This window comes from Nocardioides kongjuensis (assembly GCF_013409625.1).
GTDB classification, from domain to species: domain Bacteria; phylum Actinomycetota; class Actinomycetes; order Propionibacteriales; family Nocardioidaceae; genus Nocardioides; species Nocardioides kongjuensis.
Map to the genome: position 1 here is coordinate 2,537,605 of NZ_JACCBF010000001.1, position 26,151 is coordinate 2,563,755.

The 26,151-nt window shown below is 72.2% G+C and carries 33 protein-coding genes and 1 tRNA gene; 12 read left to right on the forward strand and 22 right to left on the reverse strand.

The genetic code is table 11. The features are described from left to right. Positions 1-47 precede the first annotated feature (47 nt). Positions 48-758 carry an ANTAR domain-containing protein gene (locus BJ958_RS12185; RefSeq protein ID WP_179727071.1) on the forward strand — a complete coding sequence of 237 codons (711 nt, stop codon included), beginning with the start codon at positions 48-50 and terminating at the stop codon, positions 756-758. A 7-nt stretch (positions 759-765) separates the two neighbouring features. On the opposite strand, the gene BJ958_RS12190 is transcribed toward BJ958_RS12185, so the two are convergent. After that, positions 766-930: a hypothetical protein gene (locus BJ958_RS12190; RefSeq protein ID WP_179727072.1), complete on the reverse strand. Its 165-nt coding sequence runs from the start codon at positions 928-930 to the stop codon at positions 766-768. A 128-nt stretch (positions 931-1,058) separates the two neighbouring features. On the opposite strand from BJ958_RS12190, the gene BJ958_RS12195 reads away from it, so the two are divergent. Then, positions 1,059-1,484, forward strand: coding sequence for an SRPBCC family protein (locus BJ958_RS12195; RefSeq protein ID WP_179727073.1), 426 nt, complete (start codon positions 1,059-1,061; stop codon positions 1,482-1,484). 6 nt (positions 1,485-1,490) lie between these two features. Here BJ958_RS12195 and BJ958_RS12200 read toward each other — a convergent pair whose 3' ends face one another. From BJ958_RS12200 to BJ958_RS12240, 9 genes are read right to left on the reverse strand one after another with little or no spacing between them, the layout of a single operon-like run. Continuing rightward, positions 1,491-2,528: a helix-turn-helix transcriptional regulator gene (locus tag BJ958_RS12200; protein ID WP_179727074.1), complete on the reverse strand. Its 1,038-nt coding sequence runs from the start codon at positions 2,526-2,528 to the stop codon at positions 1,491-1,493. Continuing rightward, positions 2,525-3,457, reverse strand: coding sequence for a WYL domain-containing protein (locus BJ958_RS12205; RefSeq protein ID WP_179727075.1), 933 nt, complete (start codon positions 3,455-3,457; stop codon positions 2,525-2,527). The genes BJ958_RS12200 and BJ958_RS12205 overlap by 4 nt, the downstream gene beginning before the upstream one ends. A gap of 30 nt (positions 3,458-3,487) precedes the next feature. After that, on the reverse strand, positions 3,488-4,267 hold the full coding sequence (locus tag BJ958_RS12210) for a crotonase/enoyl-CoA hydratase family protein (protein WP_179727076.1): 780 nt from the start codon (positions 4,265-4,267) through the stop codon (positions 3,488-3,490). 43 nt (positions 4,268-4,310) lie between these two features. Continuing rightward, a complete protein-coding gene (locus BJ958_RS12215; protein WP_179730142.1) occupies positions 4,311-4,610 on the reverse strand; it encodes a GroES family chaperonin in 300 nt (99 codons plus the stop codon). A gap of 46 nt (positions 4,611-4,656) precedes the next feature. Then, entirely contained in the window at positions 4,657-4,905 is a 249-nt protein-coding gene (locus BJ958_RS12220; protein ID WP_179727077.1) for a DUF3618 domain-containing protein, read from the reverse strand. Further along, positions 4,902-5,672 carry an ATP-binding cassette domain-containing protein gene (locus BJ958_RS12225; protein WP_179727078.1) on the reverse strand — a complete coding sequence of 257 codons (771 nt, stop codon included), beginning with the start codon at positions 5,670-5,672 and terminating at the stop codon, positions 4,902-4,904. Before BJ958_RS12225 ends, BJ958_RS12220 begins: the two co-directional genes overlap by 4 nt. Then, complete coding sequence (cbiQ, locus tag BJ958_RS12230; RefSeq protein ID WP_179727079.1) at positions 5,669-6,358, reverse strand: cobalt ECF transporter T component CbiQ; 690 nt, start codon at positions 6,356-6,358, stop codon at positions 5,669-5,671. The genes BJ958_RS12225 and cbiQ overlap by 4 nt, the downstream gene beginning before the upstream one ends. Before the next feature lie 18 nt (positions 6,359-6,376). After that, complete coding sequence (locus tag BJ958_RS12235) at positions 6,377-6,694, reverse strand: PDGLE domain-containing protein (RefSeq protein WP_179727080.1); 318 nt, start codon at positions 6,692-6,694, stop codon at positions 6,377-6,379. Further along, the gene (locus BJ958_RS12240; protein ID WP_179727081.1) at positions 6,691-7,377 is read right to left on the reverse strand and encodes an energy-coupling factor ABC transporter permease; all 687 of its coding nucleotides are present in this window, start codon (positions 7,375-7,377) and stop codon (positions 6,691-6,693) included. Before BJ958_RS12240 ends, BJ958_RS12235 begins: the two co-directional genes overlap by 4 nt. A gap of 122 nt (positions 7,378-7,499) precedes the next feature. On the opposite strand from BJ958_RS12240, the gene bcp reads away from it, so the two are divergent. The 3 genes from bcp to BJ958_RS12255 are packed head-to-tail and all read left to right on the forward strand — an operon-like array spanning position 7,500 to position 11,233. Then, positions 7,500-7,994 (forward strand): thioredoxin-dependent thiol peroxidase, encoded by a 495-nt coding sequence (gene bcp, locus BJ958_RS12245; RefSeq protein ID WP_179727082.1) that lies wholly within the window; start codon positions 7,500-7,502, stop codon positions 7,992-7,994. A 55-nt stretch (positions 7,995-8,049) separates the two neighbouring features. Beyond that, positions 8,050-9,264, forward strand: coding sequence for a hypothetical protein (locus BJ958_RS12250; protein WP_179727083.1), 1,215 nt, complete (start codon positions 8,050-8,052; stop codon positions 9,262-9,264). Between the two features lies 1 nt (position 9,265). Next, positions 9,266-11,233 (forward strand): hypothetical protein, encoded by a 1,968-nt coding sequence (locus tag BJ958_RS12255; RefSeq protein ID WP_179727084.1) that lies wholly within the window; start codon positions 9,266-9,268, stop codon positions 11,231-11,233. On the opposite strand, the gene BJ958_RS12260 is transcribed toward BJ958_RS12255, so the two are convergent. Beyond that, entirely contained in the window at positions 11,155-12,381 is a 1,227-nt protein-coding gene (locus tag BJ958_RS12260; RefSeq protein ID WP_179727085.1) for an amidohydrolase, read from the reverse strand. The genes BJ958_RS12255 and BJ958_RS12260 overlap by 79 nt on opposite strands. Before the next feature lie 75 nt (positions 12,382-12,456). Here BJ958_RS12260 and BJ958_RS12265 point away from each other — a divergent pair. Continuing rightward, positions 12,457-12,538, forward strand: a tRNA-Leu gene (locus tag BJ958_RS12265). Between the two features lie 15 nt (positions 12,539-12,553). Here BJ958_RS12265 and rdgB read toward each other — a convergent pair. From rdgB to BJ958_RS12290, 5 genes are all read right to left on the reverse strand, one after another. Further along, positions 12,554-13,156, reverse strand: coding sequence for an RdgB/HAM1 family non-canonical purine NTP pyrophosphatase (rdgB, locus tag BJ958_RS12270; protein WP_273520655.1), 603 nt, complete (start codon positions 13,154-13,156; stop codon positions 12,554-12,556). Beyond that, positions 13,153-13,860 (reverse strand): ribonuclease PH, encoded by a 708-nt coding sequence (gene rph, locus BJ958_RS12275; RefSeq protein ID WP_179727086.1) that lies wholly within the window; start codon positions 13,858-13,860, stop codon positions 13,153-13,155. The genes rdgB and rph overlap by 4 nt, the downstream gene beginning before the upstream one ends. 10 nt (positions 13,861-13,870) lie before the next feature. Then, positions 13,871-14,629: a GDSL-type esterase/lipase family protein gene (locus BJ958_RS12280; protein WP_179727087.1), complete on the reverse strand. Its 759-nt coding sequence runs from the start codon at positions 14,627-14,629 to the stop codon at positions 13,871-13,873. Positions 14,630-14,715: 86 nt separating this feature from the next. Beyond that, positions 14,716-15,513: an ABC-2 transporter permease gene (locus BJ958_RS12285; RefSeq protein WP_179727088.1), complete on the reverse strand. Its 798-nt coding sequence runs from the start codon at positions 15,511-15,513 to the stop codon at positions 14,716-14,718. Beyond that, positions 15,510-16,448, reverse strand: coding sequence for an ABC transporter ATP-binding protein (locus BJ958_RS12290; RefSeq protein ID WP_179727089.1), 939 nt, complete (start codon positions 16,446-16,448; stop codon positions 15,510-15,512). Before BJ958_RS12290 ends, BJ958_RS12285 begins: the two co-directional genes overlap by 4 nt. A 129-nt stretch (positions 16,449-16,577) precedes the next feature. Here BJ958_RS12290 and BJ958_RS12295 point away from each other — a divergent pair, with 129 nt between their 5' ends. The 5 genes from BJ958_RS12295 (at position 16,578) to BJ958_RS12315 (ending at position 20,861) form a co-directional block, all read left to right on the forward strand. Next, on the forward strand, positions 16,578-17,792 hold the full coding sequence (locus tag BJ958_RS12295) for a histidine kinase (RefSeq protein ID WP_179727090.1): 1,215 nt from the start codon (positions 16,578-16,580) through the stop codon (positions 17,790-17,792). Further along, entirely contained in the window at positions 17,744-18,454 is a 711-nt protein-coding gene (locus BJ958_RS12300; RefSeq protein ID WP_179727091.1) for a response regulator, read from the forward strand. Before BJ958_RS12295 ends, BJ958_RS12300 begins: the two co-directional genes overlap by 49 nt. A gap of 67 nt (positions 18,455-18,521) precedes the next feature. Then, positions 18,522-19,514: an AraC-like ligand-binding domain-containing protein gene (locus tag BJ958_RS12305; protein WP_179727092.1), complete on the forward strand. Its 993-nt coding sequence runs from the start codon at positions 18,522-18,524 to the stop codon at positions 19,512-19,514. A 133-nt stretch (positions 19,515-19,647) separates the two neighbouring features. Beyond that, the gene (locus BJ958_RS12310) at positions 19,648-20,097 is read left to right on the forward strand and encodes a nuclear transport factor 2 family protein (protein ID WP_179727093.1); all 450 of its coding nucleotides are present in this window, start codon (positions 19,648-19,650) and stop codon (positions 20,095-20,097) included. Beyond that, positions 20,094-20,861, forward strand: coding sequence for an alpha/beta fold hydrolase (locus BJ958_RS12315; protein ID WP_179727094.1), 768 nt, complete (start codon positions 20,094-20,096; stop codon positions 20,859-20,861). Before BJ958_RS12310 ends, BJ958_RS12315 begins: the two co-directional genes overlap by 4 nt. On the opposite strand, the gene BJ958_RS12320 is transcribed toward BJ958_RS12315, so the two are convergent. After that, positions 20,849-21,688, reverse strand: a complete 840-nt coding sequence (locus tag BJ958_RS12320; protein ID WP_218865723.1) for an MBL fold metallo-hydrolase — start codon at positions 21,686-21,688, stop codon at positions 20,849-20,851. The genes BJ958_RS12315 and BJ958_RS12320 overlap by 13 nt on opposite strands. Continuing rightward, on the reverse strand, positions 21,688-22,527 hold the full coding sequence (murI, locus tag BJ958_RS12325) for a glutamate racemase (RefSeq protein ID WP_343052660.1): 840 nt from the start codon (positions 22,525-22,527) through the stop codon (positions 21,688-21,690). Before murI ends, BJ958_RS12320 begins: the two co-directional genes overlap by 1 nt. Before the next feature lie 99 nt (positions 22,528-22,626). On the opposite strand from murI, the gene BJ958_RS12330 reads away from it, so the two are divergent. After that, positions 22,627-23,646 (forward strand): alkaline phosphatase family protein, encoded by a 1,020-nt coding sequence (locus BJ958_RS12330; RefSeq protein WP_179727095.1) that lies wholly within the window; start codon positions 22,627-22,629, stop codon positions 23,644-23,646. A gap of 9 nt (positions 23,647-23,655) precedes the next feature. On the opposite strand, the gene BJ958_RS12335 is transcribed toward BJ958_RS12330, so the two are convergent. From BJ958_RS12335 to BJ958_RS12350, 4 genes are read right to left on the reverse strand one after another with little or no spacing between them, the layout of a single operon-like run. After that, positions 23,656-24,252: a DUF3152 domain-containing protein gene (locus tag BJ958_RS12335; protein WP_179727096.1), complete on the reverse strand. Its 597-nt coding sequence runs from the start codon at positions 24,250-24,252 to the stop codon at positions 23,656-23,658. Between the two features lie 28 nt (positions 24,253-24,280). Beyond that, positions 24,281-25,255, reverse strand: coding sequence for a PLP-dependent cysteine synthase family protein (locus BJ958_RS12340; RefSeq protein WP_179730146.1), 975 nt, complete (start codon positions 25,253-25,255; stop codon positions 24,281-24,283). 16 nt (positions 25,256-25,271) lie between these two features. Next, on the reverse strand, positions 25,272-25,550 hold the full coding sequence (locus BJ958_RS12345) for a MoaD family protein (RefSeq protein ID WP_179727097.1): 279 nt from the start codon (positions 25,548-25,550) through the stop codon (positions 25,272-25,274). Between the two features lies 1 nt (position 25,551). Beyond that, a complete protein-coding gene (locus BJ958_RS12350; protein ID WP_179727098.1) occupies positions 25,552-25,998 on the reverse strand; it encodes a Mov34/MPN/PAD-1 family protein in 447 nt (148 codons plus the stop codon). Positions 25,999-26,151 lie beyond the last annotated feature (153 nt).

The following is a 26,151-nucleotide window of genomic DNA, read 5'->3' on the forward strand; positions in this document are numbered from 1 at the left end:
CCTCCCCGCTGACGGGTACCTCCGGGCCTGACCCACAGGAGGTACCCGTGCTCCACGACAGCACCAGCGTCGCGTCCGCACTGACCGACGCCGCCCGGTCCATCAACAGCCACCGTTCGCTCGACGACACGCTCGACGCCATCGTCCGCGCCGCCCAGCAGACGGTGCCGGGCTTCGAGCACGTCGGCATCTCGATCACGCACGGCAGCGGCCGGATCGAGACCCGGGCCGGCACCGGGCGACTCGTGTGGGACATCGACGAGCTGCAGTACAAGCTCGGCGAGGGCCCCTGCTACGACGCGATCACCTCCGGCGGCATCACGACCATGGACGACATCGCGACGGAGCGGCGCTGGCCGCGGTACGTCGAGGAGGCGGCCCGGTTCGGCCTGTCCGCCCAGATGGGGCTCCAGCTCTACAACGACGAGAGCACGCTCGGGGGCCTGAACTTCTACTCCGTGAACCCGGGCATCGACCCCGACGCGATCCAGCTCGCCGAGCTGTTCGCCGCGCACGCCTCCATCGCGCTCGGCCGGGCCCGGCACGAGCACCAGCTCAACGAGTCGGTGACGACGCGGCAGGCGATCGGGACCGCGGTCGGCATCATCATGGAGCGCTACCGGATCCCGGAGGAGCGCGCGTTCCAGTTCCTCGTCCGCGCGAGCAGCACCGGCAACGTCAAGCTCCGCACCATCGCCGAGGAGATCGTGGCCTCGGCGAACACCCAGTTCGCCGTACCGGCTCCCGAGGGTGGGTGAGTGGGGCTCAGTCGGGCTGGAGCACCTGCTCGGACGGGAACCACTGCGTCTGGACGTGTCCCTCGGACTCGTAGGTGACCAGGGCCTTGAGGCGCTGGCTGTCCCACTTGAGCACCAACCCGGGGACCGGTGGGCCGTCGACGGTGACCTGGACGTGGACCTGCTCGGACATGCGGGCTCCTGCTGCGCTGCGGGGTCGAGCGACCCCCGGCGCAGCCCGCGTCCTGAGCTGCGGTGTCCACGCTACTCGCACGCCGGTCGGGTCCGGATGCCGGCACGCGTGCCGGGTATCGCGGGACCATGGACACCACGACCGCAACCGCCCACGTCCAGGTCTCCGCCTCGCCCGCCCAGGTCTGGCGGGCGCTCACCGAGCCGGAGCAGATCCGCGCCTACCTCTTCGGCGCCGAGGTCGACACCACCTGGGAGCCCGGCACCCCGATCACCTGGCGCGGCGAGTACGAGGGCCGACCGTTCGCGGACAGGGGCGAGGTGGTGGAGGTCGAGCCCGAGCGGCGCCTCGTCGTCACGCACTACAGCCCGCTCACCGGCAAGCCGGACCGCCCCGAGAGCTACCACCACGTCACCTGGACGCTGCAGGACGACGGCGACCGCACCGACGTCACCGTCGAGCAGTCCCTGACCGACGGCGAGCAGGAAGCCCCGTCGCGGGAGAACTGGACGAACGTGCTGCGCCAGCTCAAGGAGCACGTCGAGCGCGGCTGAGCGCCGTCACCTCGTGTGGTGCAGCAACAGCTCCTCCGCGAGCACCACGCCGGCCGTGTCGAGCGCGGGCGGGTCGAGGACCGTGGCGGCGGGGCCGGCGGTGAGCAGCAGCCGGCCGACGCGGTCCTCCACCGGCGGGAGCAGATCGAGGTCGACGACGACGTCGCGCTCGTCGTCCTCGACGAAGGTGACCTGCTCGGCGTAGAAGTCCGCGACCCAGCGGGCGTGCTGGGGCAGCAGCACCCGCACCCGGGTGGTGGCGCGCTGTCGGGCCAGGTGGTCGGCGAGGTCGTCGGGGACGACGAAGGTCCGGTCGAGCACGTCGACCGAGCGGATGTTGGACAGCAGGTAGGTGCGGATCCGGCCCCGGTCGTCGACGGGCCCGGCGTCGACCTCCCAGCCGCGGCGGGTCTGCACCAGGCGGTACGGCTCGATCTCGCGCTCGGTGACGCCCGGCTCCCAGGCCCGGGAGTAGACGATCCGCACGGCCCGCCGCTCGTCCTGGGCGTGGCGCAGCTCCGGGAGCAGCCGGTTCCAGGCGGCGACCTGCGGCGCCTCGCCGCCGTCCTCGCCGCCGTCCTCGCCGCCGTCCTCGCTGACCTCACCGCCGTCGTCACCGGCTGCCCTGCCGAACATCGTCTCCGCGAGGACGTCGAGCGCCTCGGCGAGCTCGGCGTTGTCGGGCTCGATGTCGAGCAGCGCCTGTGCGGCGGCGTGGACCCGGCCGAGCTCGCCGGCGTCGACGTACTCGACGCCGAGGTCGATCGGGCTCTCCGAGACCAGCCGGACCACGTCGGCCGTGCCGGGGTCCTGCGTGATGCCGTCCGGACCGAGGAACTCCAGCACCTCGGGCCGCGAGAGCCCCCACACGCCGCCGACGTCGGCGGTGTAGAAGGCCAGCAGGTCCTCGCGCAGCTCGGCCTCGGTCGTGTCGAACTCCGCCGCCAGGTCGGGCAGCGAGACCCCGTCGGGGTGGGCGGCGAGGCGCGCGAACACCTCGGGCAGGCGGGCGATCCTGCTGACGTACCTCGGGACGTTGCTCATGCCGGGACCTCCTCGCCGCGCGCGGCCTCCAAGAAGGCCACCAGGTCCTTGCGGGCCTGGGCCGGTCCCTCGATCCGGACCCGGTCGTCGAGCTCGACCAGGCGGGCGTGCAGGGCCGCGCGGTGGGTGACCCGGTAGCGCAGCAGCACGTCGTCGCCGTCGGCCTCGACCCCGACCGGCTCGCCGAGCCAGCGGCGCACGTCGGGCTCGAAGCCGGCCGCTGCCCGCAACGTCACCTCGACGGGCGGGTCGATCTCCCACGACATCGGGTGCAGGCCGACGTGCCGCGTCGGCGGTACGGCGCGCGCCGACGCCGGGTCGTCGACGTCGACGTCGAGCATCCGGGAGACGACGAAGGTCTTCAGCGGTCCCTCGGCGAGGTCGGCGTCCTCGATGCCCCGCAGGTACCACACGCCGTTCTCGGTGCGGACCGACTCGGGGTGCACGACGCGTTCGACGCCCTTGTAGCCGAACCGGAGCAGTCGCTGGTCGCGCACCGCGTCGACCACGAGGCGCAGCGAGTCGGGGACGGGGAGCTGGATCGTGGCTCCCGTGGCCTCACCTCCACCGGTCGCGGCGGCGAGGCCGAGCCGCTGCACCAGGTCGCCGTCGTCGGCGAGCAGCATCGCGCGCCGCAGTGCCGCCTGCTGACCGAGCGAGAGACGCACCCGCAGCCGGTTGTCGACGGTGGTCATCCGGTACCGGGCCGGCTGCCCGGGCGGCGCGATGTTCTCGATCCGCCAGCCCTGGTGCTCGAGGTGCCGGATCTCCCGCTTCAGCTGGTCGTGGCCGGGCGTGTCCGGGAAGCCGGCCACGGCGTTGAGCCTCTCGGCGCTCACCCCCTGCTGCGGGTTCGCCTGCAACATGGCGGCGATCCGCACCAGTCGCTCCATCGGTCCGCGCTGGTCCCGTCCCGGGCCGTTCGCCACCGCTGTCCCCCTGTCCCCTGTCGCGCTCGGTCAGTCGTCGAACGTGCCGTGCCGGCCTGCTCCGCCGGCGAAGCGCGTCGCCCCCGCGAGGGTATCCGCGCTGAGCGAGCGCAGACCGTGTTTCCACTCCAGAGCCAGGGCGTCGTCGAGGTCCAGCCCGTGCTGTCCGTACGACGACAGCCGGTCCTCGCGCAGGCAGGTCTGCGGGAACGCGGCGAGCTGATCGGCCAGGGCCAGGGCCTCGGCCAGCACCTCGCCGGGGGCCGAGACGCGGTTGGCCAGCCCCATCCGCAGCGCCTCCTCGGCCCCGACCTCGCGGCCGGTGAGGATCAGGTCGAGGGCGTGCGAGTGACCGATCAGGCGCGGCAGGCGGATGGTGCCGCCGTCGATGAGCGGCACGCCCCAGCGCCGGCAGAAGACGCCGAACGCGGCACCCGGGTCGGCGACGCGCAGGTCGCACCACAGCGCGAGCTCGAGACCGCCCGCGACGGCGTACCCCTCGACGGCGGCGATCACCGGCTTCGACAGCAGCATCCGGGTCGGTCCCATGCCGGCGGGACCGGAGTCCGGTCCGTCGCCGGGGGCGCCGACGTCGACGCGGCCCTCGGACACGGCCTTGAGGTCGGCGCCGGCGCAGAAGACCCCGCCCGCCCCGTACAGGATCGCGACCGAGGCGCTCTCGTCGGCGTCGAACGCCGCGAACGCCTCGGTCAGCAGCCGCGCGTGCTCGGCGTCGACCGCGTTGCGCACCTCGGGCCGGGACAGCGTGACGACGGTGACGGGACCGCGCTTCTCCACCTCGACGGACATGCCCCCGAGCCTAGGGAACCAGCGAGAGCCTCGTGCCGAGGGCTCACAGGTAGAGGCCGGCGGCCTCGTCGGCGAGCCGCTCGGCGGCGACGGCGTGGATGTCGCGCTCGCGCATGACGACGTACACCTCGCCGGAGACCTCGACCTCGGCCTTGTCCTCGGGGTCGTAGAGGACCTTGTCACCCGCGACGACGGCGCGGCAGTGCGGGCCGACCGCGACCACGCGGGACCAGGCCAGGCGCCGGGCGCCCATCGCCGCGGTCGCGGGGATGACGATGCCGCCGGAGGACCGGCGCTCGCCGGCCTCGCTGTCGGCCTCGCACAGGATGCGGTCGTGCAGCATCTTGATGGGGGTCTTGTCGGACACGGGCGTGCTCACCTGGGCAGGATCAGTGGGTGATCTTGCGCAGCACGGCGAACAGCGCGATCACGCCGACGACGCCACCGACCGTCTTGAGGATGTTGTCGGTGCGCGGCTCCCCGGTCGCGGCGTCGACGTAGTACGCCTTCACCTGGGCGATCTCGCGGCTCACGATGGTCTTGGGGTGCGAGCGGTACAGCAGCTGGTCGATCGTGCCCGCGAGGCGCTCACGGGCCTCCTCGATCTCGCGCTCGATGTCAGAGGGAGTCTCACTCACCCGGGCAGGCTATCAATGCCGATGGAGCGGGGGTCGAACCCCCAGGGGAGTTCCAGCCGGTGGGCGTGCATGAGGGCGTCGTCGGTGAGCACGTCGTACGTCGTCCCGTCGGCCACCACCCGGCCGTCGCTGAGCACCACCGAGCGGGGGCACAGCTCGAGCGCGTAGGGCAGGTCGTGGGTCACCATCAGCAACGTCACGTCGAGGCTGCGCAGGATGTCGGCGAGCTCGCGGCGGGAGGCCGGGTCGAGGTTGGAGCTGGGCTCGTCGAGCACCAGGATCTCCGGCTCCATCGCCAGCACGGTCGCGACCGCGACCCGGCGGCGCTGGCCGAACGAGAGGTGGTGGGGCGGCCGGTCGGCGAAGTCGGCCATCCCGACCTGCTCGAGCGCCTCCATCACCCGCTTGTCGAGCGCGGCGCCCTTGAGACCGAGGTTGGCCGGGCCGAAGGCGACGTCGGCGCGCACCGAGCCCATGAACAGCTGGTCGTCGGGGTCCTGGAAGACGATCCCCACCCGCCGCCGGATCTCGCTCAGGTTCTTCTTCGTGACGGGCAGGCCGCTGACCGCGACGCTGCCCTGGCCGTGGCCGGTCTCGCCGGACAGGATGCCGTTGAGGTGGAGCACGAGCGTGGTCTTGCCGGCGCCGTTGGGCCCGAGCAGCGCGACCCGCTCCCCCTGGTGGACGTGGAGGTCGACCCCGAACAGCGCCTGGTGACCGTCGGGGTAGGCGAACGCGAGCCGCTGGACGTCGAGGACCGGGGTCACCGCACAGCCTCCGGGAGCCTTCCGTCGTACCCGCGCGACAGCATCGCCAGGTGCACCCGCTCACCCCTCTCGTAGGACCTCACGAACAGCGCGCCGAGCGTACGCGCCAGTGCGGGCCAGTGCCGCGGCGAGCGCGGGTCGACGCCGCGCGAGCGCATCGCGGTGAGCATCCGCCCGAGGTCGCCGGTGACGACGTCGAGGTAGCGGATCATGAAGCCCATGATCTGCACGATCAGGTCGGGCATGCGCAGCCGCTGCAGGCCGCGCAGCACGTCCGCCGGCTCGGTGGTCGCGGCCAGGGTGAGCGAGGCCAGCACGCCGAGCGTGCCCTTGGCCACCAGTCCCCAGGCCGCCAGCAGGCCCGACTCGGAGAGGGAGACCTCCCACCCCCCGAGGGGCACGGCGACCCGCGGGCCCTCCGCGACCAGCGGCATCAGCGCGGCGAAGACCAGGAACGGGACCTCGACGACCATCCGTGGCAGCAGGTAGGTCAGCGGCACCCGCGCCAGCAGCACCGCACCCAGCAGCAGGGCGAGGTAGCCGCCGAAGACGGGGTACCACTCGCGCGGCGTGGCGACGACGGTCAGCACGAAGCCGAGCAGCAGCAGGATCTTGAGGTGCGCCGGGGCGCGGTGGACCACGGAGTGCCCGTGGAAGTGCAGCCGGTGGCCGTGGCCCGCGCCCATCGCTCCGCCCTCGGTCCTTCAGTCCTGCTGCTCGGCCGGCGTGCGCCGGCGCAGCACCCAGAACAGGCCGCCACCGATGAGGAGGGTGAGGCCGACGCCGGCCACGCCGGCGATGCCCCCGCTCAACCGCGGGTCGTCGACGCCCGAGGTCTCGTAGTCTGCGAACGGGCTGCCGGTGTCGACCGGCTGCTTCGCGGAGTCGATGAAGCCGGTCTGGTGGGCGACGTACTCCAGGCCGTCGGGGTGGCTGCTGGCGTAGTAGCTGCCGACCCCCGCGACCAGGAGGGCGACGAACAGGCCGACCAGGAGGAAGCGACGGTTCTTCGTGGCGCTCATGCGGGGACCTCCTGGTCGAGCAGCGGACGACGCCCGGCGAGCCCGCGCGCGCCGTGGACGAGGTCGGGACGCGACGCGACGACGGCACTGACGACCAGGCCGGTGATGACGGCCTCGCCGATGCCGATCACGGTGTGCCAGCCGACCATGGCGGCGAACACCTTGCCGGCGGCGATGTCGGCCGTGCCGCCGATCGCGAACAGCACGCTGAACGCGGTGGCCGCGACGGGGACGGAGACGAGGGCGCCGAACCCCGCGGCGACCGGCACCGAAGCGACCTTCGTGGGGAGCAGGGCGAGCACGAGCCGGAAGGCGCCGTAGCCGACGAAGACGCCGACCAGGCCCATCAGGGTGATGTTGGTGCCGAGCGCGGTCAGGCCGCCGTCGGCCATGAACAGGCCCTGCACGAGCAGCACCACGCTGATGCACAGCGCCCCGGTCCACGGCCCGACCAGGACCGCGGCGAGGGCACCGCCGAGGAGGTGGCCGCTGGTGCCGGCGCCGACCGGGAAGTTGATCATCTGGCCTGCGAACACGAAGGCGGCCACGAGGCCGGCCATCGGTGCGGTGCGGTCGTCGAGCTCGGCGCGGGCCCGGCGCAGCGCGATGCCGACGCCGGCCGCGGCGACGACGCCGGTCGCGACCGAGGTCGGGGCGTCGAGGAAGCCGTCGGGGACGTGCATGGGTGATCCTCCACTCGATCCGGTGTTCGGTCGACCGACACCGGGGTAGTTAGATGGTCACGAGCACGAACCACCTTATTGCATGCTGTTTGCAACAGCATCACGGCATCAGGAGAACCCTCATGAGCGACCAGGCCAGGCTGGCAGCAGGAGACCGCGCCCCGGACTTCTCCCTCGCCTCCGACCAGGGTGGCGAGGTCGACCTCTACGACCTCCTCGAGCAGGGCAAGAAGGTGATCGTCTACTTCTACCCGGCCGCGATGACCCCCGGGTGCACCAAGCAGGCGTGCGACTTCACCGACTCCCTCGACGCCCTGCAGGCCGCCGGGTACACGGTCGTCGGCATCTCGAAGGACACCACGACCAAGCTGGCGAAGTTCCGCGAGCGCGACGGCCTCACCATCACGCTGCTCGCCGACCCGGAGCTGGCGGTGCACCGTGCCTACGGCGCGTACGGCGAGAAGAAGCTCTACGGCAAGCTCGTCGAGGGCGTGATCCGCTCGACCTTCGTGATCGACACCGACGGCACCGTCGAGCTGGCCCAGCACAACGTCAAGGCCACCGGGCACGTCGCCAAGCTGCGCCGCGACCTCGGGCTCCCCGTCCCGCCCGCCTGATCCATCCCGCACCCGGCTGACCGGCCCGGACCTGCCTGTACCTGAAGGACTCCCGATGAAGCTGCACCAGTCGCTCGCCGAGCTCGCCCGCGACCACGGCACCGCGCTGTTCCGCGACGCGACCGCGTTCCGTGGTTCCCTCGACGACTACCTCGACGAGGGACAGGCGTCCAGCGGCACCATCAACCTGCTCACCGACGCGGTCCGGCTCGGCGCGCTCGACGGCCTGGTCACCATGCTCGACAGCGGTGCCCGGCCGGCCGACGCCGTCGAGTCCGCCGGCCAGCGCCTGGCCCGCGACCGCGGCAGCGCCGACGTCCGGGGCTGCCAGTGGGCGATCGCGGTCCTGGGCTTCGCGCTGGGCAAGGTCCCCGAGTCGCTCGTCGACGGGCTCGACCCCGACGCAGGTACGGCGGCCCCGCCGAGCCACGGCCCCGGTGGCACCGCGCCCAGCCAGCCGCCGCTCACCTCGCCGATCACCTCGCCGGTCCAGCAGCCCTTCGCGGCCCCGGTCTCGCACCAGCCGATCGTGTCGCCGCCGCACCAGCCGGTCCAGCCGTCGTACGGCGCCCCGGCACAGGCGTCCTGGAGCCAGCCCACGCCGCCGAAGAAGTCCGGCACCGGCTTCGTCGTCGGCGCGATCGCCGTTGCACTGGTCATCATCGTGGCCGGCATCATCGGCATCATCGCGGTCGCCAACAGCGGCGGGGACAAGAAGGCCGACGACCCGTCGAGCAGGACGACCGAGGCCACCAGCGACGCCACGGACTCCAGTGACGAGCCCACCGACAACTCGAAGGGCAGCGGCAACACCGCCACCGGCACCGGCTACGAGACCGAGCTGCCCTCCGGTTGGATCGACGGCACCGAGGACTTCAGCGCGCAGAACCCCGGCCTGAGCACGCTCGACCGGGTGTTCATCTGGGGCTCGACCTTCAACACCGCGCGCGGCAACGTGATCGTGGAGACGCAGTCGTCCTACGGCAGCACCGACCCCGCCGACCTCTCCGACGACTGGAAGACCGCACTGGTCTCCGACGACGACACCGCGACCACCACCGACATCGACGACCGGACCATCGGCGGCCAGACCGCCCTCGGTGTCGACATCAGCCGCACCAACGAGAACGGCATCGACGTCGCGCAGCGGTCCTACCTGGTCATCAACGGCGACACGGCGTACTCGATCACCGTCTCGCTCAAGGACGGCGACGACGACGTGCTGACCAAGTTCGACGACATCCTCACCGCCTGGACCTGGACGGACTGAGGTGAGGCCGCGCGGTCGGCGGTTGCTCCGCTGCCTGCTGGCCGCGCCCCTCGTCGCCCTGCTGCTGGCCGCGGCGCCCGCGCAGGCCGACGGCGATCCCGGCGGCGATCCCGGCGGGGATCCCGGCGTCGCCGCCGAGCAGGCCCTGGCCGACAGGTTCGCGCCGGTCCTGATGCTGGTGCGCCAGGACCACGGCTGCGGTCCCGGCGAGCCCTACTCCCCCAGCGCCGTCGAGGTGCTCTTCGACAACCCGACCGTGGCGCTGCGCGGCCCGTGGACCTCGCGCGACCTGGTCGAGGTCGGCCCGTCCGCCGAGGACGTGTCGGCCGGCCTGCCGGGCTACGAGCTCGACCTGCCCGGCAACCCGCTCACGCCCGGCTGCGACTACGAGCGCTGGGCCAAGCGGCAGTGGCGCGGGACGAAGCCGACGATCTACGCCCACGTCGCGACCCAGAAGGGCGTCGCGGACCGGTTCGCGCTGCAGTACTTCTTCTTCTACGCGTTCAACGACTACAACAACTTGCACGAGACCGACTGGGAGCGGATCCAGCTCGAGTTCGCGGCGCCCGACGCCACGACAGCACTGGCCGAGGGGCTCGACCCGGACCTGGTCGTCTACTCCCAGCACTACGGGTCGGAGAAGGCGGACTGGGGAGACGACAAGCTCGAGGTCGACGACGCCACGCACCCGGTCGTCTACGTCTCGGCCGGTTCGCACGCCAACCAGTTCTCCGCCGGCGTGTTCATGGGCAACACCGCCACCACGGGGTTCGGCTGCGACACCACGGCCGGCGAGCACGACGCCGTTCGGGCCGAGGTGCGCTCGATCCCCTCGGACCCGGGACTGGCCCGGGCGGCGTACCCGTGGATCACCTACGAGGGCCACTACGGCGAGGTCGGCCCGAAGCGGTTCTACACCGGTCCGACCGGCCCGAACCGCAAGCAGGCGTGGGCGAAGCCGTTCTCGTGGTCGGCCAAGGCCCGTGACTCCTCGATCGAGGTGCCGGGTGCCGGCGCCAGCAGCAGCGCGGTGGCCGAGACCTACTGCGACCTGGTCGGCAGGGGCAGCGACCTGTTCCGTGGGTACGTCGACGACCCGTGGCGCGGGCTGGTGGTGCTGGTGGCTGCGCTGCTCGGGGTGGGCTGGCTGGTGCGCCGCACGTCGTGGGCGACGACCGCGCTGCCGCTGCGGGTCCGCCGATCCAGCGGCCAGGTGGTCGCCGCGTCGCTCGCCGTGCTGCGGGAGCGGCCGGCCGTGTTCGCGCTGGCGATGGCACCGCCGGCGCTGCTCAACGTGCTCGCAGCGGTGCTGCAGGGCGTCGCCGTGTCGAGCCCGGTCCCGGGCTGGGTCGGCGGTGCGGCCGTGCTGCTGGGCGTGCTGTCGCTGCCTGTGTCCGCGGGTGCGCTGGCCCTGGTGGTGCAGGTGCTCGACGACGAGGGTGTCGGGACGCGGGTGGACCTGCGGGCGGCGTACGGCGCCAGCGTGCGGCGTCTCCTCGCCGGCCTGCCCGCGGTGCTCGTCACGGCCCTGCTCGTGGTCGGCCTGACGACCTCGATCGTGCTCGCGCCACTGGCCCTCGTGGTCCTCACCGCAGGAGTGCTGCTGGTGCCGGTCGTGGTGCTCGAACGGGCCCGCGGGTTCGGCGGACTCCCCCGCAGCATCCGGCTGGTCCGGCACTCGTTCGGCACCCTGGTGCCGGTGCTGGCGCTCGGGCTGCTGCTGCTCACGACGACCGGCGCGGTCGTCGCCGCCCTTCTGTTCGTCGTGGTGCCGGTGCCGTTCGTCGTGCTCAACACCGTGCCGTCGGTCGTGCTCGGCGCCGTCTGGCCGTTCGTCGCGCTGACGTGCGTCTACGCCTGTGCGAGCGCCGTGACGCGGTCCGAGGAGGCTCAGGCGAGCCAGGCCCGCGCGGCAGTCACCAGCGCGGCCACGCCGGACTCCAGCGTCGGGCCGGCGAGCGGGGCGTAGCGCGGCGAGTGGTTCGACGGCAGGTCCGCGACGACGTTGCGGATCTCCTCGATCGTCGTGGCGCCCTCGAACAGCGCCGGGTCGGCGCCACCGAGCAGCCAGTACGCGCACGGCGCCCCCGCGGCCTCGGCCAGGACCCCGACGTCCTCGCTGCCGGTGACCGGCCCGGGGTCGACGACGATCCAGCGCGCCGCGTCGGTGAACGCCTCGCGGACCTGCTCGCAGGCCGCCGCATCGTTGACGACCGGCGGGAAGGAGTCGCGCACCTCGATCTCCGGCTCCTTGGGCGCCCCGGCGGCGAGGGCCTCGGCCCGCACCATCCGCTCGACCGCGGCGAGCACGCTCGCCCGGACCCGCTCGTCGGTGGTCCGGATGCTCAGCCCGAGCACCGCGTTGTCGGGGATGACGTTCGGGGCGACGCCCGCGTGGAAGGAGCCGACCGTCACCACGACGGTGTCGGTGGCTGCGACGTCGCGCGAGACGACCGTCTGCAGCCGCTGCACGAGCGAGGCACCCATCACGACCGGGTCGACGGTGGCCTCCGGCCGCGACCCGTGCCCACCGGCGCCGTGCAACGTGATCCGCAGCGAGTCGGACGCCGCGAACGCCGGACCGGAGCGGACACCGAGAACGCCCACCGGGACCGGCGCCACGTGCTGCCCGAGCACCACGTCCGGCGTACCGAACCGCTCGAACAGGCCGTCGTCGACCATGGCCTGCGCACCGCCACCGCCCTCCTCGTCGGGCTGGAAGACCAGCAGCAGCCGGCCCTGCCAGCCGTCGTCGTCGGCCAACGCGGCCGCGGCGCCGAGCAGGCAGGTGGTGTGGATGTCGTGCCCGCAGGCGTGCATCACCGGCACGGTCTCGCCGTCGGCACTGGTCGCGGTCGCCGTGCTGGCGTAGGGCAGCCCGGTCGCCTCGAGCACCGGCAGCGCGTCCATGTCGGCGCGCAGCAGCACCGTGCTCCCCTGGCCCCGCTCCAGCACGCCCACCACGCCCGTGCCACCGACGCCGGTCGTGACGTCGTACCCGAGGGCGCGGAGCTGCTCGGCGACGATGCCGGCCGTGCGGTGCTCCTGCCGGCCGAGCTCCGGGTGGCGGTGCAGGTCCTCGTAGGTCGCGATGAGGGCGTCGAGCTCGATCGGCATGCCCCGATCCTGCCCGGGCGCACCTGAGGCTGCAACGAACGCGCCTGCGGCGCACCCTAGACTCGTCCCGCTCACGCCGGAGTGGTGGAACTGGCAGACACGCGGCACTTAGGATGCCGTGCCTTCGGGTGTGCGGGTTCGAGTCCCGCCTTCGGCACCGACCAGGATCGGCTCAGCCCAGCAGCTGCGCCACGAGCGGCGCGACCTCCCGCAGCGCCTTGCCGCGGTGGGAGATCGCGTCCTTGTCCGCACGGGACAGCTCGGCCGTGGTCACCCCGGGGCGGTCGTCGGCGACGAAGAGGACGTCGTAGCCGAAGCCGCCGGCGCCGCGGACCTCGCGGATCACGTGGCCGTCCATCCGGCCCTCGACGACCAGCTCCCGGCCGTCGGGGTGCACGACGGCGACGGCGCACGCGAAGTGCGCCCTGCGACGCTCGTCGGGCACGTCGGCGAGCTGGGCGAGCAGCAGCTCGTTGTTGCGCTCGTCACTCTTGGGCGGGCCGGACCAGCGGGCGGACAGCACGCCGGGCATGCCGTTGAGGGCGTCGACGCACAGGCCGGAGTCGTCGGCGAGGGTGGGCAGGCCGGTGGCGGCGACGCCGGCGCGGGCCTTGAGCAGCGCGTTGCCCTCGAAGGTGGGCTGGTCCTCGACCGGCTCGTCGAACGGGGCGACGTCGTCGAGGCCGACGACCTCGACGGCTCCCATGTGCCCGGCGAGGATGCGGCGCATCTCCTCGAGCTTCTTGGCGTTGCGGGAGGCGACGAGGACCTTCACGACCCCAGGGCCTCGCGCTGCAGCCGGGTGAGGTCGGCGCAGCCCTTCTCGGCGAGGGCGAGCAACGCGTCGAGCTCGGCGCGGTCGAAGGCGGCGCCCTCGGCGGTGCCCTGGACCTCGACGAACTTCCCGTCTCCGGTCATCACGACGTTCATGTCGGTCTCGGCACGCACGTCCTCGACGTACGGCAGGTCGAGGCGCGGCACGCCGTCGATGATGCCGACGCTGACCGCGGCCACCGATCCGGTGAGCGCCTTGGGGACCCGCAGCTTCGCGCACGCGTCGGCGAGGGCGACGTAGGCACCGGTGATGGCGGCGGTGCGGGTGCCGCCGTCGGCCTGCAGGACGTCGCAGTCGATCTGGATGGTGTTCTCGCCGAGCGCCTTGTCGTCGATGACGGCGCGCAGCGAGCGCCCGATCAGGCGGCTGATCTCGTGGGTGCGGCCACCGATGCGGCCCTTCACCGACTCGCGGTCGGAGCGGGTGTTGGTGGAGGCGGGGAGCATGGCGTACTCGGCGGTGACCCAGCCCAGGCCCGAGCCCTTGCGCCAGCGCGGCACGCCCTCGGACGCGGAGGCCGCGCACAGCACGCGGGTCCTGCCGAACTCGACCAGCACCGAGCCGGCCGGGTGGTCGAGCCAGTTGCGGGTGATCGTGATCTGGCGCAGCTCGTCGTCGGCGCGGCCGTCCTCGCGGGTGCTCATGAGGCCCAACCTACCGAGCGGCGGCGAGTGCTCTGCGCACCGCCCACGGACCCAGGTCACGAGCCCGGCGGCCGAACCACGGCGCTCCCTCGGTGACCATCCACGCCACGTCACGACGCCAGCTGGGCTCGCGGCCCCCACCGGCCTCGAGGCTCGGCAGCGGGAAGTCCAGGCCGGCCGCGCACAGCCGCTCCGCCCAGGCCCGGGCCAGCGCCCGGTGACCCAGCTCGGAGGGGTGGAAGCGGTCGATCGACCAGCAGGTGCGGTCGGTCACCTCGGGCATCAGGGCGAGGTCGAGTCGCAGGCCGCCGTAGGTCGCGTGCAGGTCGTCGTAGACCTCGTTGACGCGTGTGATCCGCTCGGCCATCGGCCGCACCAGCACGCGGGGCAGGCCGAGCAGGGCGGCGTGGTCGTGCCAGCGCACGGTCAGCAGCGTGGCCCCGCCGTCGACCAGTGCACCGGCGACGTGGTCCAGGTCGGCGTGCAGCCGATCGGGGTCCCACGTGGAGCGGAGCGTGTCGTTGACGCCGACGAGCAGGGAGGCGAGGTCCGGCCGGTGGGCGAGTGCCTGGTCGAGCTGCTGCTCCCGGACGACCGCAGCCGTCGCCCCCGAGAGAGCGACGTTGCAGAACGAGACGTCGTACGACGCCTGCAGCGACTCGACCAGCAGCCGGGCCCAGCCCCGCCAGCCGCCGCCCGGCAGCGGGTCGCCGAGGCCGACGGTGGTGCTGTCGCCGAGAGCGGCGAAGCGGAGGTAGCCGTTGCCCACGGGACACAACCGTGGCGGAGCCCGCTACGCGCAGGCTCCGCCACGGTGACGTGTCCGGCAACCTTCGGTGAAGGGCCGGGGAGGTGCTACTTGAACTCGATGCGCAGCAGCCGCATCGTGCCCAGCACCAGCGGGACGACCAGCCACAGGAATCCGGCGGTGGCGAACTGCGCCCACTCCTCGCCGGACGGCTGGTAGTCGCCGGTGAACAGCGGCGCCTGGGCGGTGTTGAACTCGATCCAGGGCGCGATCTTCTCGAAGCCGGAGCTGAGCGCGCTCAGGATGCCGGCGGCGATCGGGAGGATCAGGCTGTAGGCGAAGTAGACGACGATGCCGGCCGGGGTGTTCATCAGCAGCATCGCGATGGCGAACCCGACGAAGATGCCGATCAGGTTGGCGAGCACGAAGCCGTTGAACAGCAGGTTGCCGTCGACGGACCACTCGGGCGAGCTGCCGGTCGCTGCGCCGATGGCGGTGAACACGACGGCGAGCAGCGCGGCCAGGACCATGACCACGCCGCCGAGGCTGATCCCGGCGAGGAACTTGGCGGCCACGACCCGCGAGCGCTTCGGTTCGAGGGTGAAGGTGACCAGTCCGTTGCGCTGCGACTGCTCGCTGGTGACCAGCATGATGATCAGGATCGGCAGGAAGTACCCGAGCACTCCGCCGGCGACGGGCAGCATGTCGCCGAGGTCCTTCGACCCGTCCGGCGCGACGAGGGTGTAGATCAGCAGCACGACGGAGACCAGCCCGACGATCGAGGTCGCGAACCAGAAGCCGGCGCGGGTGTCGATCGCCTTGCGGATCTCCACGCCGACCAGGCGGCTCAGCGGGGTGGGCGGCGTGCCGGAGATGTCCAGGGTGGGGACGGTCGTGGTGCTCATGCGGGGATACCTCCGGGGGTCGGGGCGCCGAAGCCGGCGACGGCCTCGCGGGCGTCGGCCGAGGTCAGCTCGAGGAACAGGTCCTCCAGGCCGGCACCGCCGGACCGGAGGTCGGTGAGGACGACGCCGGCCGCCAGGGCGGCACGACCGACCTGCTCGGGGCTCGCCTGCACCTTGAGACCCGGCCCGGCCGGCTCGACCGCGTGGCCGGCGTGGGTCAGCGCGGCACCGAGCGCGGTGTTGTCGAGCGAGGTGACCAGGGTGACCGGCGTGCCGTTGGCGCCGGCCAGCAGCGTCTCCCGGTCTCCCTGGGCGACGATCTTGCCGCGGCCGATGAGGATCATCTCGTCGGCGATCTGCTCGACCTCGTGCAGCAGGTGGCTGGACAGCAGCACCGTGCCCCCACGGTCGGCGTACCCCTTGAGCAGGCCACGCATCCAACGGATGCCGGCCGGGTCCAGGCCGTTGGCGGGCTCGTCGAGGATGAGGACCGACGGGTCACCGAGCAGCGCGTGGGCGATGCCGAGGCGCTGCTTCATGCCGAGGGAGTAGTTGCGCAGGCGGCGCCCGGCCTCGTCGTCGTTGAGCCCGACGAGCGCGAGCATCTCGTCGACGCGGGTCCCGGGCAGGCCCATGGTCTTCGCGGCGATCGTGAGGATCTCGCGGCCCGTGCGGCCGACGTGCTGCGCCGACGCGTCGAGAAGGGTCCCGACGTGGCGGCCGGGGTTGGGGATGTCGTGGTAGCGCAGGCCACCGATGGTGACACTGCCGTGGGTCGGGAGGGTGAGGCCGACCATGACCCGCATGGTGGTGGTCTTGCCCGCGCCGTTGGGGCCGAGGAAGCCGGTCACGCGGCCGGGCTGGCACACGAAGCTGACGTCGTCCACGGCGGTGTACGCGCCGTAGGTCTTGGTGAGTCGATCAACGGTGATCATGGCTCCAGCCTGCCCGACCCGACGGACGCGCACATCGACCCCACGTCGCGAGTCGCCCCGACCAAAGTAGGTGCTGCTCCGGTCCCGGGGCGCTGCCGGCGGGGGTCCCCGAGGCCCTAGCCTCGGACCGTGGACACGCCGGACGACTACCAACCGCGCCTGCGCTGGTACAGCCAGCTGTGGCGCTACGTCCTGGCCCTCGCGCTCGGGCTGCTGGTCTGGGGACCGGTGATGGACGCCCAGCTCGACCGGAACCCACTGCTGTTCTGGGCCGATCTCGTCGTCGGCCTGCTGGCCTTCGTGCTCGTCTGGTTCCGGCGACGCTGGCCCTTCACCATCGCCGTGGTGACCATCCTGATGGCCCCGATCAGCTCGCTGTCAGCCGGCCCGGCTGCGCTCGCCACCGTCTCGCTGGCGACCCGCCGCCGCTGGTGGCAGGTGATCACCGTCGGCGCGCTCAACGTGGTGTTCAGCCTCGTCTACTACGCGGTCCAGCCGAGCGACCAGGCCGACCCGTGGTGGGTCAACCTGTCCGTGACCGTCGCCGTCGTGCTGGCGATCACCGCCTGGGGCATGTACATCGGCTCGCGCCGTGAGCTGATCTGGACGCTGCGGCAGCGGGCCGAGACCGCCGAGGCCGAGCGCGACCTGCGCGCGACGCAGGCCCGGACCAACGAGCGCGCCCGGATCGCGCGCGAGATGCACGACGTGCTCGCCCACCGGATCTCGCAGATCTCCATGCACGCCGGAGCGCTGACCTACCGCGAGGACCTGTCGGCCGACGAGATGCGCAGCAGCGTCGCGGTCATCCAGGCCAAGGCGCACGAGGCGCTCACCGACCTGCGCGAGGTCCTCGGCGTGCTCCGCGACGTCGACGGCTTCAACGGGACCGGCCCGCTCACCGGCCCCCAGCCGACGTACGGCGATCTCGGCGCGCTGGTCGCCGACGCACGGGCGGCCGGCGCCGCGATCGAGTACGACGATGGCCTCGCCGACGGCGAGCCACTCCCCGACGCGGTGGGCCGCACGGTCTACCGGATCGTGCAGGAGGGCATCACCAACGCCGGCAAGCACGCGCCCGCGGCCACCCTGCGGATCCGGGTGAGCGGCTCCCCCGCCGACGGGGTCGACGTGGTGCTGCGCAACGCCCTGGGCTTCGGTCCGACCCGGACCCCGGGTGCCGGTCTCGGCCTGGTCGGGCTCACCGAGCGGGCCGAGCTGCGCGGTGGGACGCTCGAGCACCGCTTCGAGCACGCGACCGACCGGGCCGGCGCCGAGGTGTTCGTGCTGCAGGCATGGCTACCGTGGGCTGCCGAGCCCGGCCAGGGAGAGGACCCGTCGTGACCGACCAGATCCGCGTCATCGTCGTCGACGACGACCCGTTGGTGCGCTCCGCGCTGAGCCTGATGCTCGGTGGGCAGTCCGACATCGCCGTCGTCGGCGAGGCCCCCGACGGCAAGGCCGGCATCGCCCTGGCTCGCGAGCTGCGACCCGACGTCGTCTTGATGGACATCCGGATGCCCGTCCTCGACGGCCTGGCAGCCACCCGGGTTCTGCACGCCGACCCCCAGCCGCCGCGGGTGATCGTGCTGACCACCTTCGACGCCGACGACTACGTCGTGGGCGCGCTCGCGGCCGGCGCCGACGGCTTCCTCCTCAAGGACACCGCTCCTCCGGAGATCGTCGCCGCTCTGCGCAAGGTCGCCGACGGCGACCCGATGCTCTCCCCCTCCGTCACCCGGACCCTGATCGAGCGGGTCCGCACCGAGTCCGGTGACAGCCGGGCCGCCGACGCCCAGCGACGACTGGACCGGCTCACCGAGCGCGAGCTCGAGGTCGCCGGCGCCGTCGGGCGCGGGCTGTCCAACGCCGAGATCGCCCGAGAGCTGCACCTGTCGGTGCCGACCGTGAAGGGGCACGTGTCGAAGCTGTTCGAGAAGCTGGGGACCACCAACCGGGTCCAGATCGCGCTGACGATCAGGGACGCGGGACACCCGGTGGAGTGAGCGGCGGCAGAGCGCCCCTGTCCCGCCACCGGCTGTCGGTCCTACTCTGACCCCGAGGAGGTGGACCGTGTCGCTCACAGAGATGGCTGACGTCATCCGGGTGGCGGGCTCCTCGCTCCTGCAGTCCGTCGACGAGGTCGACGCCGTTGTCGATGCGTGCACGACGGCGCTGCGTCCCCACCGCCTGCGCATCCTCGGCCGTGACCGGACCCTCGCCGCCCGCCTCGACCACCTGTCGGGCGCCCTGGCCCTGAGCCGCCTCAGCTACGGCGCAGACGTGACGATCTCCGAGGTCTCCCCCGAGCAGGACGAGTTCATCGTCGCGCTCCCCCTGGCCGGCCGCGCTCGCTTCGGGTACGGCGGCGCGACCGCGCTCCTCGAACCGGGCACCATGTCGGTCGTCAGCCCCTACCGTCCCTTCACCCTCGAGATCGGCCACGAGTTCGACCAGATCCTGGTGCGCCTCGACCGGACCAGGGTCGAAGCCGCCGCGGCGTTGCTGGTCGGGGCAGCCGACACCGTCCCGGTCCATTTCGACCTGGCCTCTCCACACGTCAGCTCCGGCCTCGTCGGGCTGATCGAGGCGTCGGCCCTGGTGGCAAGCGACTCCGGCCTGGATCGTCGCGCCCGGCTCGCCGGCCAGCTCGAGGCGCTCGTCATCGACGCCTTGCTGCTGGCCGTCCCGAGCAACCTCAGCGGACGCCTGACGGGTAAGGCGCAGAGTCCCTCGGCCGACCGGGTCGCGCGGGCGATGGACTACATGCTCGAGAACCTGGCCGACCAGTTCGCCCTGTCGGCCGTGGCCGCGCACTGCGGCGTGACGCTTCGCAGCCTGCAGATCGGGTTCCACCGCGAGCTCGGCACCACGCCCGGCCAGTGGCTTCGCGAGCGTCGCCTCGACCGTGCGCACCTCCTGCTCGTCGGGTCCGACCCGGCCGAGACGACCGTGACCGCGGTCGCCGTCGCGTGCGGCTTCCTGCACCTCGGCGACTTTGCCGCGCGGTTCCGGCAGCGCTTCGGCGAGTCGCCGTCGGTGGTGCTTCGCAGCACCTCGCGCTGAGCAGGACTGCGGGCTCGACACCTTTCGCGAACCTGCTGGCCCCCGTTCGCATCGGCGATTGGAGCGCATCCTCCGGACGACGAGACTCCTGCGCACCGCATCAGCGGTGCCCACCCCACAAGGAGGATTCGCCATGCCCCTCTCCCTCGAGGACAAGCTCGCCATCATCGAGCTCTCCAACGCCCAGATGCGCTCGCTCGACGAGCACGACATCGACGCCTGGGTCGATGCCTGGGTTCCCGACGGGACCTTCGTCGCCACTTACGGCACCTTCGCTGGCCACGCCGCGATCCGCACCTTCATCGAGGGCCACATCGCCGCCGGCAAGGAGGACGGTGCCCGTCACCTGATGACGAACCACGTCGTCGCCGCCGGCCACACGGCCGGCACCGCCACCCTCACCTGCGCCGTCACCAAGCTCCAGGTGGAGGAGCCGCCCTACATCATTGCCAGCGGCATCTACCGCGACGTCGTCGTCCGCACCGCCGACGGCTGGCGCTTCACCTCGCGGGAGCTCAGTATCGACCGCGGCGTGTTCGCCCGCGCCGAGCTCGCCGCCGCCTCGAACGGGGGCGGGCAGTGAGCGATCTCGCCGCCGAGCGTTGGGGAACGTCCGGCCCGCGCGTGGTCATGGTGCACGGGAGCCTGAGCAGTGCGGCCACCGCCTTCGCCGAGCAGAAGGTGCTCGCCGACCGGTACCAGATCGTGGCGCCGTACCGCCGCGGGTACAGCCCCAGCCCCCACACGGACACGATCGACCCCGACCGGGACGCCGCCGAGATCGCCGAGCTCCTCTGTGACGGCGCCCACCTCGTCGGGACGTCGATGGGCGGGGTGGTGGCGATGCGGGCTGCCGCCTTGGCGCCGGACCAGGTCCGCTCGCTCACGGTGATCGAGCCCCCGGCGATGCCCAACGGCGCCGGACGCCCCGTGGCCGATGACCTGATCGCTGCCCTCAGCGCCTATTGGGCGGGAGCCGACAGCAGCGACCTGCCGGGCTTCGCCGCCGGCTTCCTCGAGATCCTCGGAATCGACCTGGTCCTGCCGTCCCCGCTGCCGCCGCCGCTCGAGGAGGCGATCCGCAACCTGACGACCGAGCGGCCGTGGCTGACGGGCGCGCCCGCCGCGGAGCTGGCGCCGGCCCCGTTCCCGAAGCTGGTCGTCACCGGCGGCGGCACGCCGGGCTTCGAGGAGGTCGCGGACGCGCTGGCCGACGAGCTCCTTGCTAAGCGGGTGCTCTTTGACGGCAGCCCTCATGCGGTCCAGCGGATCGGCGCGCGGTTCAACGAGGAGCTCGTCGCTCATTTCGAGTCGGCAGACCGAGCCGGCAGTGCCTACAGCTCGTAGACGGTGCCCTGCGCGGCGAGCTCGGTCGGCCCGTCGTAGGCCGCCTCGGCCTCGGCGAGCATCGTCGCGGCGTCGTGCCACGGCGGGACGTGGGTGACGACGAGCCGCTTGGCGCCGGCCTTGGCGGCGACCTCGCCGGCCTCGGTGCCGGTGAGGTGCAGGTTGGGCGGGTTGTCGTCGCAGGAGCGGAACGACGCCTCGCACAGGAACAGGTCGGCGTCGGCGGCGATGTCCATCAGCGCCGCGGTCGGGCCGGTGTCGCCGCTGTAGGCGAGCACCTTGCCGAAGGCCGAGACCCGCAGGCCGTACGCCGGCACCGGGTGGTCGACCTCGTAGGGCTCGATGCGGAACGGGCCGATCTCGATCGGCTCGGAGTAGACGCGGAAGGAGAACTCCTCGCGCATGCCGGGCTTGCGCGGCAGGTCGTAGGCCTTCGCCAGCCGCTTGGCGGTGCCCTTCGGCCCCCAGACCGGGATCTTCGGCTGGGTGCCCGTGGGGTGGTACTTGCGCAGCACGTAGTAGCTGGTCATGTCGACGCAGTGGTCGGCGTGCAGGTGACTGATGAAGACCGCGTCGACCTGCAGCGGGTCGACGTAGCGCTGCAGTGCGCCGAGCGCGCCGTTGCCCATGTCGAGCACCAGGCTCCAGGTGCGCAGTGAGTCGATGGCCTGGACGAGGTAGCAGCTCGCGGGCGAGTCCGGTCCGGGATAGGAGCCCGAGCAGCCGACGATCGTCACCTTCACCGTGTTCGGCGCGGGTGGCACCCGCAGCACCGTCGTCGCCGGGGCCACGACCCCTGCGTCCTGGGAACCGTTCTCGTCAACCATCAACGCACACCCCCTGCGAACTGACCTGCCGCGACGAGCTCCGGTCCGAGGAACCGGCGCCCGATCGTCTCGAACTCCGCCGGGGAGCCGGTCGTCGTGAAGGTGTACGACGGCTCGCCGGTCGGCCGCATGAGGCCGGAGTCGGCCAGCATCCGGTAGACGTCCTTGGCGCACTCCTCCGCGCTGCTCACCAGCGTGACGTCGTCGCCCATCACGTAGGAGATGACGCCGGTGAGCAGCGGGTAGTGCGTGCAGCCGAGGATCAGGGTGTCGATGCCGAGCTCGGTCAGCGGGTCGAGGTAGTCGTGGGCGACGGCGATGAGCTCGTCGCCGCCGGTCACCCCCGCCTCCACGAAGTCGACGAAGCGCGGGCAGGCGCGCGTGGTGAGGGAGATGTGGGGAGCCGCCGCGAAGGCGTCGTCGTAGGCCATCGAGTCGGCGGTCGCGCGCGTCGAGATGACCCCGATCCGGCCGTTGCGGGTCGCGGCGACCGCGCGTCGGGTGGCCGGGTAGATCACCTCGACCACGGGGACGTCGTAGCGCTCCCGGGCGTCGCGGAGCATCGCGGCCGACGCGGAGTTGCAGGCGATGACGAGGGCCTTGACGCCCTGGTCGACGAGGTGGTCGAGGCACTCCAGGGCGTACTCGCGCACCTCGCCGATCGGCTTGGGGCCGTAGGGCTGGCGGGCCGTGTCGCCGACGTAGGTGATCGACTCGTGGGGCAGCTGGTCGATGACCGAGCGGGCGACGGTGAGTCCGCCGAAGCCCGAGTCGAAGATCCCGATCGGAGCATCGAGATCCGGTCCGACGCCGACGTCGGGATCATTCACCTGCCGCACCCGGTCAGACTACGGCGTCACCGTGCCCGCAGTCGGCATTCCGGGACCGAGATCACGTCGGTCCCCGGATCGGGGAGCACGGCACGTAAGGTCGGGCGGGTGACCCACCTGCGCCGCCCTGCCGTCGTCCTCGCCGCCGCGCTCGCGGCCTCCTTCCTCGCCGCGCCCGGTCCGGCAACGGCCGACCGCGCCGACACGGCGAGGGTCAACGAGAAGCACGTGATCGCGATCTCGGTCGACGGCCTCAACCCGCGCGCGCTCAACAGGCTCGGCCGCACCGGCGCGCCGAACCTGAACCGGCTGATCCGCGACGAGGGCGCCGGCACGGTCAACGCCCGCACCCAGCTCGAGATGACCCTCACCCTGCCCAACCACACCAGCATGGTCACCGGGCGCCGGATCAAGGCGAGCAAGGGCGGGCACGGGGTCACCTGGAACGACGACACGGTGACCAAGACCGTCCAGCAGGCCGCGGGACACGAGGTCGACTCGGTGTTCACGCAGGTCCACGAGGCGGGCGGCACGACGGCGGTCTACGCGACGAAGTCGAAGTTCTGGCTCTTCGAGCGCTCCTGGCCGAAGGCGGTCGACAAGAACGTCATCCAGGTCGAGAAGAACGCCGCGGTCGTGAAGGCGCTGCGCTCCGACCTCGCCAGCGACCCGGCGACCTTCTCGTTCGTGCACCTGGGCCGACCCGACCAGATCGGTCACCGCGACGGGTGGATGACGCCGACGTACCTCAAGGCGGTTGCGCAGGTCGACAAGCTGGTCGGCTCGATCATGGCCCAGGTGGAGTCGACGCCCTCGCTGCGCAACAACACCGTCATCGTGCTCACCTCCGACCACGGCGGCATCCCCGGCACGAGGAACCACGGCATCAGGACCAACCGTGAGGACTACCGGGTGGCGTTCGCGTTCTGGGGTGCGGGCGTCCCCCACGCCGACCTCTACGCACTGAACCCCGACCGGGCGAAGCCCGGCCGCACCCGCCCGGGCTTCGGCGCGTCCCCGCAGCCGATCCGCAACGGCGAGATCGCCAACGTCAGCCTCGACATCCTCGGCATCGGCCCGGTCCCGGACAGCCTGTGGGACCGCGACCAGGACCTCGCCTGGAAGTGACGCCCTCGCTCAGCGGCGGTGGAGCTCGGCCGGCGTCGGCCACGGGTTGAGCCGGCAGCCGCCCGTGCCCTTGGACTGCTGCATCATCACCGGCGCGAGGGCACCGCGCCGCGGGCACGAGGCGTGCCCGTAGCCGAGCCAGTGCCCGGTCTCGTGGTTGACCACCATGTGCTGGTAGTCGCGCAGCGCGAGGCCCGCCTTGTTCCACGCCGGAGACGCGCCGCGCCACCGGTCGAGGTTGATGATCACGTTGCGCCCGGCCCGGCACGACCACTGCGCGCTGCAGCTGCTGGAGAAGCTGGGCACCAGGCGGGCGCGGGAGAGCCACAGCGTGAACGCGCCGCCGTGCTTCACCTGCTCGAACCGGATGCCCCCGCCCTTGGCGGACCAGCCGCGCGGGTCGTCGTACGTCTCCTGGGCGAGGACGCGGAACTCCCGCCTGGTCGTGCGGCCGATCTCGCCGCGCACCCGCACCGAGTAGCGGATCACGCGCGGCTTGTCCTGCTCGGCGCGCACCTGCGTCGTGCCGGTGTGGGTGTCGGCGTGGGCGACGGGTGCGACCAGCCAGGCGGAGAGGGCGAGCAGCAGGCCCAGGAGGATCCTCACCGGGCCATCATGGCCCCCGCGGTGGACCCTAGGCCCAGAGCTGGCCCTCGAGCCGGTCCTCGGCCTCGTCGATGGTGCCCTCGTAGGCGCCGGTGGACAGGTACTTCCAGCCGCCGTCGGCGACCACGAACGCGATGTCGGCGGCCTCGCCGGCCTTGACCGCCTTGGCGGCCTGGCCGAGCGCGGCGTGCAGGATCGCGCCGGTGGAGATCCCGGCGAAGATGCCCTCCAGCTCGAGCAGCTCGCGGACGCGGCGTACGGCGTCGCGCGGGCCGACCGAGAAGCGACTGTCGATCAGCTCGGCGTCGTACAGCTCCGGCACGAAGCCCTCGTCGAGGTTGCGCAGGCCGTAGACGAGCTCGCCGTAGCGCGGCTCGGCGGCCACGATCTTCACGTCCGGCTGGGCGCGGCGGAAGAAGCGGGAGACGCCCATCAGGGTGCCGGTGGTGCCGAGGCCCGCGACGAAGTGGGTGATCGAGGGCAGGTCGGCGAGCAGCTCGGGGCCGGTGCCCTCCTCGTGGGCGAGGGCGTTGGCGGCGTTGCCGTACTGGTAGAGCATCACCCAGTCGGGGTGCTCGGCCGCGATCTGCTTGGCCACGCGCACGGCCTCGTTGGAGCCACCGGCCGCGGGCGAGGACACGATCTCGGCGCCCCACATCCGCAGAAGCTGGCGCCGCTCCTCGGAGGTGTTCTCCGGCATCACGAACACGCAGCGGTAGCCCTTGAGCTTGGCCGCCATCGCGATCGAGATGCCGGTGTTGCCCGACGTCGGCTCGAGGATCGTGCAGCCGGGGCGCAGGGTCCCGTCCTTCTCGGCCTCCTCGATCATCTTCAGGGCCGGGCGGTCCTTGATCGAGCCGGTGGGGTTGCGGTCCTCGAGCTTGGCCCAGATCCGCACCCTTGGACTGTCGGGCGAATCGGGCGCGTTGAACGGCGCCGACAGTCGCGGCAGCCCCACCAGCGGCGTGTTGCCGACGGAGGTCAGCAGGCTGTCGTAGCGCACCATCGCCGGTGTCGGCTCAGCGAGCGCCGCCGGCGACCGCCGGCAGGATGACGACCTGGTCGCCGTCGGAGAGCTCGGCCTCGAGGCTGCCGATGAACCGGACGTCCTCGTCGTTGATGTAGATGTTGACGAACCGGCGCAGGTCGGCGCCCTCGATGAGGCGGTCCTTGATGCCGGGGTGGTTGGCCTCGAGGGAGTCGATCAGCGCACTCAGCGTGGCGCCGTCGGCGTTGACCGCCTTCTCGCCACCGGTGTAGGTGCGCAGGATGGTCGGGATCCGGACCTCGATGGCCATGTCAGCTGCTCTCCTCTGCTGCTTCGGTGCTGCTGGCGATCGTGACCTCTTCCTCGGTCACGGCGCCGTCGACGATTCTGTAGGACCTGAACTCCACGGGCCCGGGGTTATTCCCGTGCTCACGCGTGCTGACCAGCACGTAGTGCGCGCCCGGCTCGCTGGCCAGGTTGATGTCGGTCACGCTCGGGTACGCCTCGGTCGCGGAGTGCGAGTGGTAGATCACCACCGGCTCCTCGTCGCGGTCGTCCATCTCGCGGTAGAGGTGGAGCAGGTCGGTCGAGTCGTACTCGTAGAAGGTCGGGCTGCCGGCCGCGTTCACCATCTCGATCAGCCGCGCCGGCCGGTCGCTCCCGATCGGGCCCGCGACCATCCCGCACGCCTCGACGGGGTGGTCCCGCTTGGCGTGCTCCACGATGGCGTCGTACGTCGCCTGGTCGATCCGCAACACGCGGTCAAGGGTATGGCGTCGGCCGGTCTCCACCGGAATCGGGCCGGGTGGCGGGACGGTGGGCGGGGCGGCGCCGGCCGCTGTAACACGTGGTTCGCCGCTGTGGGGGGCCGGTGCCGTATGTAACACGTCGTTGGCCCCACCACCCGCCAC